A 6,813-nucleotide genomic window follows, 5' to 3' on the forward strand; every position below is an offset into this window, starting at 1 on the left:
AATCTTTTTCAGAATCAACTAACCAAACTGGCTTATTGTTTCCGTTTGTCTTTCGACATTTGGGTGTATCTTCCGTTATCTCTAACTTCCGATACGGTTTGTTCTTTATAAGAACCGAAAATCTTTTTGTGTTCATCTAAGTCAACGACTTGTGAACACTGGAATTTTCAAGGTTGTTTCACTGTTCAGTTTTCAATGTTCCATGTTCCATGTTAGGTTCGAGAACTTGTCTCTTACTAACATTCTTGCCGACCGCTTTCGATTTGTTTCATTCGTTTGCGACAGCTTATCTAGTTTATCATGTTGTTGTTTGTTTGTCAAGTATTTTTTCAAACTTTTTCAATTTATTCTGTTTGCTTTTTTACTTTTTTTAAACAGCTTTATTATTCTACAACATTAACTTCATTTTGTCAACAATTATTTTTCTTATCTTTAATTTTAATATATTTTCGATTTAATTCGAATTTTATATTCAATTAAGACATTTTTCTTGTCGACTTGGATTAGTATAGCAGATATAATTCCTTTTGTAAACCCCTAATTTATATTTATTTTTAAACCTAACTTATTTATGAATTACTATCCTTTTTGAACGATCCCTTTCCATTTTCGATTAGATATTAACAACATATATTTCATGCTTTCATATAACTCAGGATTAAATTACAATTAATAGCTTTTACTAAAATCTAATTATTATACATATCTTAATAAAAATTAGACTAACTTATCAAATAAAACTATAAGCAAAGAAGATGATAAGAGAGAGAGAATTCATTTCAACTAAATCGAAAACAGAGTACATTACACATTCTTACATTGTGATTTTCTTCTAAATGACAATTGCTCAATTAACTTTACATTAATTGAGCAACTATCATTTAAAATCGTGTATTTCTTAATTTACTTCTGTCTTTAGCCCTTCAACAATATTTTCCTTTCTTACCTTTCTTCCTGAATACAACATTGCTACGCCAACAACCACAAATACTGCTGCAATACCAACTACGTATGTCATGATTGGAAACTGATACGATCTCGTAAAGTTATACGATACTGCCTTCTTGATCCATAACGTCATACCAATACTAATTGGTACTCCAAATAAACATGCTTTAATTCCATACATTAAACTTTCCATCTGAATCATACGTCGGAACACTTGCGGCGTCATTCCTATACTCTTAAGCATTGCAAATTCTCGTCTCCGCAATGCAAAACTTGTTGATATCGTATTGAACAAGTTTGCAATACAGATTAGCGATATGAGTGTTATAAATCCATAAGCAAATACAGAAAACACTGTCGTAATCTGATTATTTCTTATGACGTCATTTGCCTGGTTATAAATCGCATAAGTTGATGAGATGTTTTTTTGTAATAGAGCACTCACAATTTCATCTTCTACATTTGATGGTGACGTAGTGTTCAAATAATAGGAATAACTAACTTCATCGCTCTCTTTTTGAAATTCCTTCAACTCTTTCATTGGTAATACAAGTGATATATTACCTCCAATTTGCATACAATAGACTCCCATTGCTCTTTCTTTTGTAACTAGATCAAGATGTATGTCTTTTTCTCTGACTGTAATCGTATCCCCTTTTTTTGCATTGGTAGGCTCCATTTCTGTTAAGCTATACCCTTTTTGTTGCATTTGTTGATTAATGAGTATCGCATGAAGCCCTGTTGTATTACTATTATGGTTTACGATCTTTTCATATACATTATCATCAATAAAGAAAAGTGAAAAACCAATTGTTTGATCTTCACTGATTCTATCTTTCAGTTCATCAGAAAGCAAGTTCTTTCTCTGTTCCTCATCTATTGGTATACTTTCATTGATTTGAGCAATAGAATTTCCTTCTTTAAAACTTGGAATACCCACCAATATATCTGCAATTGGTTCTAGGTCTTTTTCTTCAATTCCCGAAAGCGCTACATCATAGGATTCATTTTCCATTGAAAAGTTCACGGAATCTTTGAGATAAAATACATATGAACCAACACTAATGAATAAGATTAAACTTATTGCTAATGAAAATACTAATGCCCGATAATGTTTGCGATTCCTTTTTAGATTTTTAATTGCTAAATTTCCCTCAATACCTAATAAGAATTGTAGTAAGCGACTAGTTTTCACTTGTTTTGCTTTAATTGTAATATCTTTTGATTGTCGGATGGCTTCAATCGGAGTGATCTTTGCTGCTTTACGGGCAGGAAGATATGCCGATATAAAAATTGTGATCAAAGAAAAGATAATTGCAGCAATAACAGATGTTAATGACACAACAAGTTTAATGTGAACCTCCATACCAAGAGCATTCTTCAATAACGGGTCTAAAGCTTGAAAAGTAATTCCCATTCCTACAAATCCTGCAAGGATTCCAAGAGGAATACTAATCGCTCCTACTATAGCGCCCTCAAACAATACTGCATTTCTCTTCTGTTCTTTTGTAGCACCGATGCTTGCTAACATACCAAATTGTTTGCTTCGTTCATTAATCGAAATAGCAAATGAGTTATAGATCAACGCAACAGACCCCACCATGATGATCAAGATTAAGATAAAAGAACATGTCCGAATCATCTTATTATACGTATCTTCATAACGACTTACACCATATAATCGTAATAATGAATCATGAAAAGCAATTTGTTCTTTTTCTATATCAATTTTTTCTGCCGAGGATAAACAATCATCATAAAGCGAATTTGTTACTTTATCTAGAAAGAAATATTCCGATACCTGTGCGGAATTTGATAGAGAATCCATATCCAGATATGCAAATGCAGTTCGCCCAGGTGTTATAAATTGATCTCTTGATTCCATGATTCCAACAATTGTACATGTCTGCTTTTCCCCTGTACTTTTCCAATCTTCCTTAACACTTCCTGGTTCTGATCCGTCCTGATATTCGAAACCTTGTGAAAGTTCTTGCTCTATTCCATCTACCAGTCCATAACGGCATCCATATTCGAAAGAAATTTGATCTCCTAATTTTAATGCCTTGTCTTTTTGATTGCAGATTTCTTTACTAATAATTATTTCATCATTCTTTTCAGGAAGTCGGCCATCAATTATTTTAATTGGCATTTTATCAAGTGCAACTTCATCATATGCTTCTACATATATATATGGTTTTTTTGAATTATTCCCATCGTTCCACTTACTGTATCCCTTTACTTGCGTATAATAATGAAATTTATTTTTCACCTGATCTGCTGCCTTCATCGCCTGGTCTTTTGTAATATTCTCATAAGAAAAATGCCATTCACCACTTTGTTTCATTTGTATTTTTTGTATATACGTTGTAAATGTTAATGCTGCTGTTGATACACCAGTAATCATTGCAACCGATATGATTACGCCTAGTATAGTTACGATTGTTCGTTTTTTATTGGATTTCATGTGCTTCCATGTAAGGCTATTCATAATATTCATATTATCTGCCTCCCATATTCGCCGAACGAATCACTTCATCCCCTGCGATTTTACCATCCTCAATGGTGATGATTCGATCTGCTTGTAAAGCAATTGATTCATCATGAGTTATGACGATTAGTGTTTGATTATATTTCCTATTGGATAACTTAATCAGTTCCATAATCTCATTTCCTGTTTTCCGATCTAGATTTCCAGTTGGTTCATCTGCAAGCATAATTGCCGGATTCGTAATCAGCGCTCTTCCTATGGATACTCTTTGCTGTTGACCACCTGATAATTGATTTGGTAGATGATCCAAACGATCTTGCAATTTAAGAATGTGCACTACTTCCTCTAACTGTTTCTTTGTTACCTTACGATGATCCAATAGTAGTGGTAATGTAATATTTTCTTCCACATTTAAGACAGGAATTAAATTATAGAATTGATAAATTAACCCGATCTGCCTTCTTCTGAAAATTGCAAGATTCGTTTCACTCAAATCATAAATATTCGTACCATTAATATAAACATCTCCACTTGAAGGTCGATCAACACCTCCTAACATATGCAGCAAAGTTGATTTACCTGATCCTGATGGTCCAATGATTGCAACAAATTCTCCTTTATTTACAGAGAACGATACATTATCAAGCGCTTTTACACTTGTTTCTCCCGTACCATATGTTTTACACAAATTTTCTACTCTTAGAATTTCCATCTCATTTATCCTTTCCTAACGAATTATTCGCTTCGATAGATTTAGTATAAGGATTTATCATGACGTTACGATGACATTTTTGGTGACATTTCTGTCACTTTATATAATTTGATAATAAATCGAGTACCAACACCTTTTTCACTAATAACATGTATACTTCCATTATGTCCAATAATAATCTGTTTTGCTAATGCAAGCCCGATGCCAATACTATCTGGATTCGCATTTTTCCCTTTATAGAAACGCTCAAACAGATGTGGCAGATCTTCCTCATCGATTCCTTCTCCATTATCAATAATTGTTATTTGTAAATATAGCGCATTTTGCACATAATTAATTTCTATATGTCCATTCGTATTTGTATGTTCAAAGCAGTTTTTAATAATATTACTAATTGCTTCTAATAACCACGAAAAATCTCCCTTACATTCAGCGTAATCATCTCCTCCCACTTTAACTTCAATATTCTTTAGTTCAGAAATAATCTGAAAAGGTTTCAAGGATTCTTTTACTAATTCTTTGAGAGATATGATCTCCTGCTTAAACTCAATCGCATTTGCATCTAACTTTGACAACTTAAGCAATGATATTACTAACCATCGCATTCTTTCTACCTGTGTATGTATATTTCTTGCAAAATCCAATCGTTTATCTTCCTCTAATTGGTCAGATTCTAGTAAATCAGCCATAACACTGATTGATGTTAAGGGTGTTTTTAATTGATGACTTATATCAGATAGTGCATCTGCCAAATATCGTTTATCCTTTATTAATAACTCATTCTGCTCTACCATTCGTAATGTTAATTTGTAGATTTCAGATTTTAATACACTTAGTTCCCCTTCTTCATAATCCCTTACATCCAGTGAGTACTCACCCATATAGATTCGACATAGATAATCCGATAACTGACTAATCTTACGATAACGTGCTTTTGTAAATATCAAAACATCGCTTAGAATACTAACACTAAGTAAACCGATCCAAAGGAATTGCTCCTTAGGAAAATAATAGGTTAATAATAAAATAATCATCGTATACAAGACTCCACGTACACACATCTTTATTAGTTCAAGATTTCTCATATTTCCCTCATTCCTAGTATTGACACTATTTTTATTTTAGATTTTTGAGTTTTCTTTCTCTTAACTATGCTTTTTGAGTTTTTCTGCAGCATTTATACTCATTTTTTCTTTTCTAATCTATTTTTCTTTACATTCATTTAAACATTTATTCATTTCTTTTTCTATTCTTTTCCCATAAACGCTTTTACTTATATATATGCCTACTTTCTCCTAGTCACTTTGCTAGTTTCACTTATCAATACAATATCCAATTCCTCTTATCGTCTTAACAAGCGTTGGATTTGCCAGATCATCTCCTAGTTTGGTCCGTAATCGCTTTATATATACTGTCAATGTATTATCGTTTACAAAATCTCCTGATACATCCCAAATACCTTCTAGTAATTGATTTCTCGTTAATACTTGTCCTCTATGATTAACCAGTTGCATTAACAAACGGTACTCCATCGATGTAAGGATAATCTCCTCCTTATTCTTATATATTCGATTTTCACGTATATGTACTTCTACATTACCTATATTAATAATATTTTCTTCACTTTCTTTATGATAGCGCCGCAGAACAGATCGAATTCGTGATATCAATTCTCGTATTCGAAATGGCTTAACTACATAATCATCAGCCCCCAGATCAAGTCCCATTACAACATTCACTTCATCTTCAAGTGCCGTTAAAAATATTACCGGTATATCCTGATCTTTTTTAATTTCCTTACAGATTTCATATCCATTGCCATCGGGTAATGTTATATCTAGCAAACATAGATCAAATGTATTGTTCGTTATTAGTTTTTTTGCTTCCTGAAAAGAGTATGCAAGAACTACTTCATACCCTTCTTGTTGCAGGCTATATTCTAGTCCTGTTGCAATAATCCTGTCATCCTCCACTACCATTAGTTTCATATATAGTCACCCCACAATAGATTTTTCTTTTTAACCTCTTTGATTAAGTTTACATAAAATTATATCTGATATCAATGCTTCTTTGCAGATTCCTCTAGAAATTGGCTTCTATAAGCAGCTGGTCGATTAAATTCTTTGGGTATCCTTGTAAATCTATGATAACAGTCACTACAACAGCTCGATCCCTAGCGTTTCCAATTTCTTCATTTACTACACATTTAATTTATTTGTGACCTTTATCAAACAATTTATTAAATCAGAATGTTTACTTTCTTTCTTAAAATCCCTTCTTCTCATAGTACCTTGACCAAATATTACTGGACGAAAAAGAAAAAACGTTAAAAGGTTGTATCTCCTTTAACGTTTTTTCTCTCGATTTTATTTTCTTATCTTTTTGATCTCTTCTCATTCAAACATCTTCTCATTCAAACATCTTCTCATTCATATATATACACAAAAAAAACTCTAAGAGTTCTTATACCCTTAGAGTTTTCCTTTTCTCTTATATCTTCAAAACTACACATTGATTCATGACTTCCACCATCTTTGTTTCCATCATGTGTCAGATTCTTTTTGGTTAAGCCCTCGACCTATTAGTAACAGTCAACTACATGTGTTACCACACTTCCATCTCTGTCCTATCAACCTGATCGTCTTTCAGGGGTCTTACTAGCTTA

Annotated in this window: 4 protein-coding genes and 1 rRNA gene; all 5 read right to left on the reverse strand. The window is 32.5% G+C overall.

Annotated features, from left to right (window positions below):
• Window positions 1-898 precede the first annotated feature (898 nt).
• Window positions 899-3,445 (reverse strand): ABC transporter permease, encoded by a 2,547-nt coding sequence (locus HBB17_RS18535; RefSeq protein WP_167958986.1) that lies wholly within the window; start codon window positions 3,443-3,445, stop codon window positions 899-901.
• A gap of 1 nt (window position 3,446) precedes the next feature.
• The gene (locus tag HBB17_RS18540; protein WP_167958987.1) at window positions 3,447-4,148 is read right to left on the reverse strand and encodes an ABC transporter ATP-binding protein; all 702 of its coding nucleotides are present in this window, start codon (window positions 4,146-4,148) and stop codon (window positions 3,447-3,449) included.
• Between the two features lie 65 nt (window positions 4,149-4,213).
• On the reverse strand, window positions 4,214-5,233 hold the full coding sequence (locus HBB17_RS18545) for a sensor histidine kinase (RefSeq protein ID WP_167958988.1): 1,020 nt from the start codon (window positions 5,231-5,233) through the stop codon (window positions 4,214-4,216).
• Between the two features lie 228 nt (window positions 5,234-5,461).
• Complete coding sequence (locus HBB17_RS18550) at window positions 5,462-6,136, reverse strand: response regulator transcription factor (protein ID WP_167958989.1); 675 nt, start codon at window positions 6,134-6,136, stop codon at window positions 5,462-5,464.
• Between the two features lie 573 nt (window positions 6,137-6,709).
• Window positions 6,710-6,813 (reverse strand): 23S ribosomal RNA (locus HBB17_RS18555); the annotation flags it as partial.

Origin of the sequence: Anaerosporobacter faecicola (assembly GCF_012070565.1) — a bacterium.
Classification (GTDB): domain Bacteria; phylum Bacillota; class Clostridia; order Lachnospirales; family Lachnospiraceae; genus Anaerosporobacter; species Anaerosporobacter faecicola.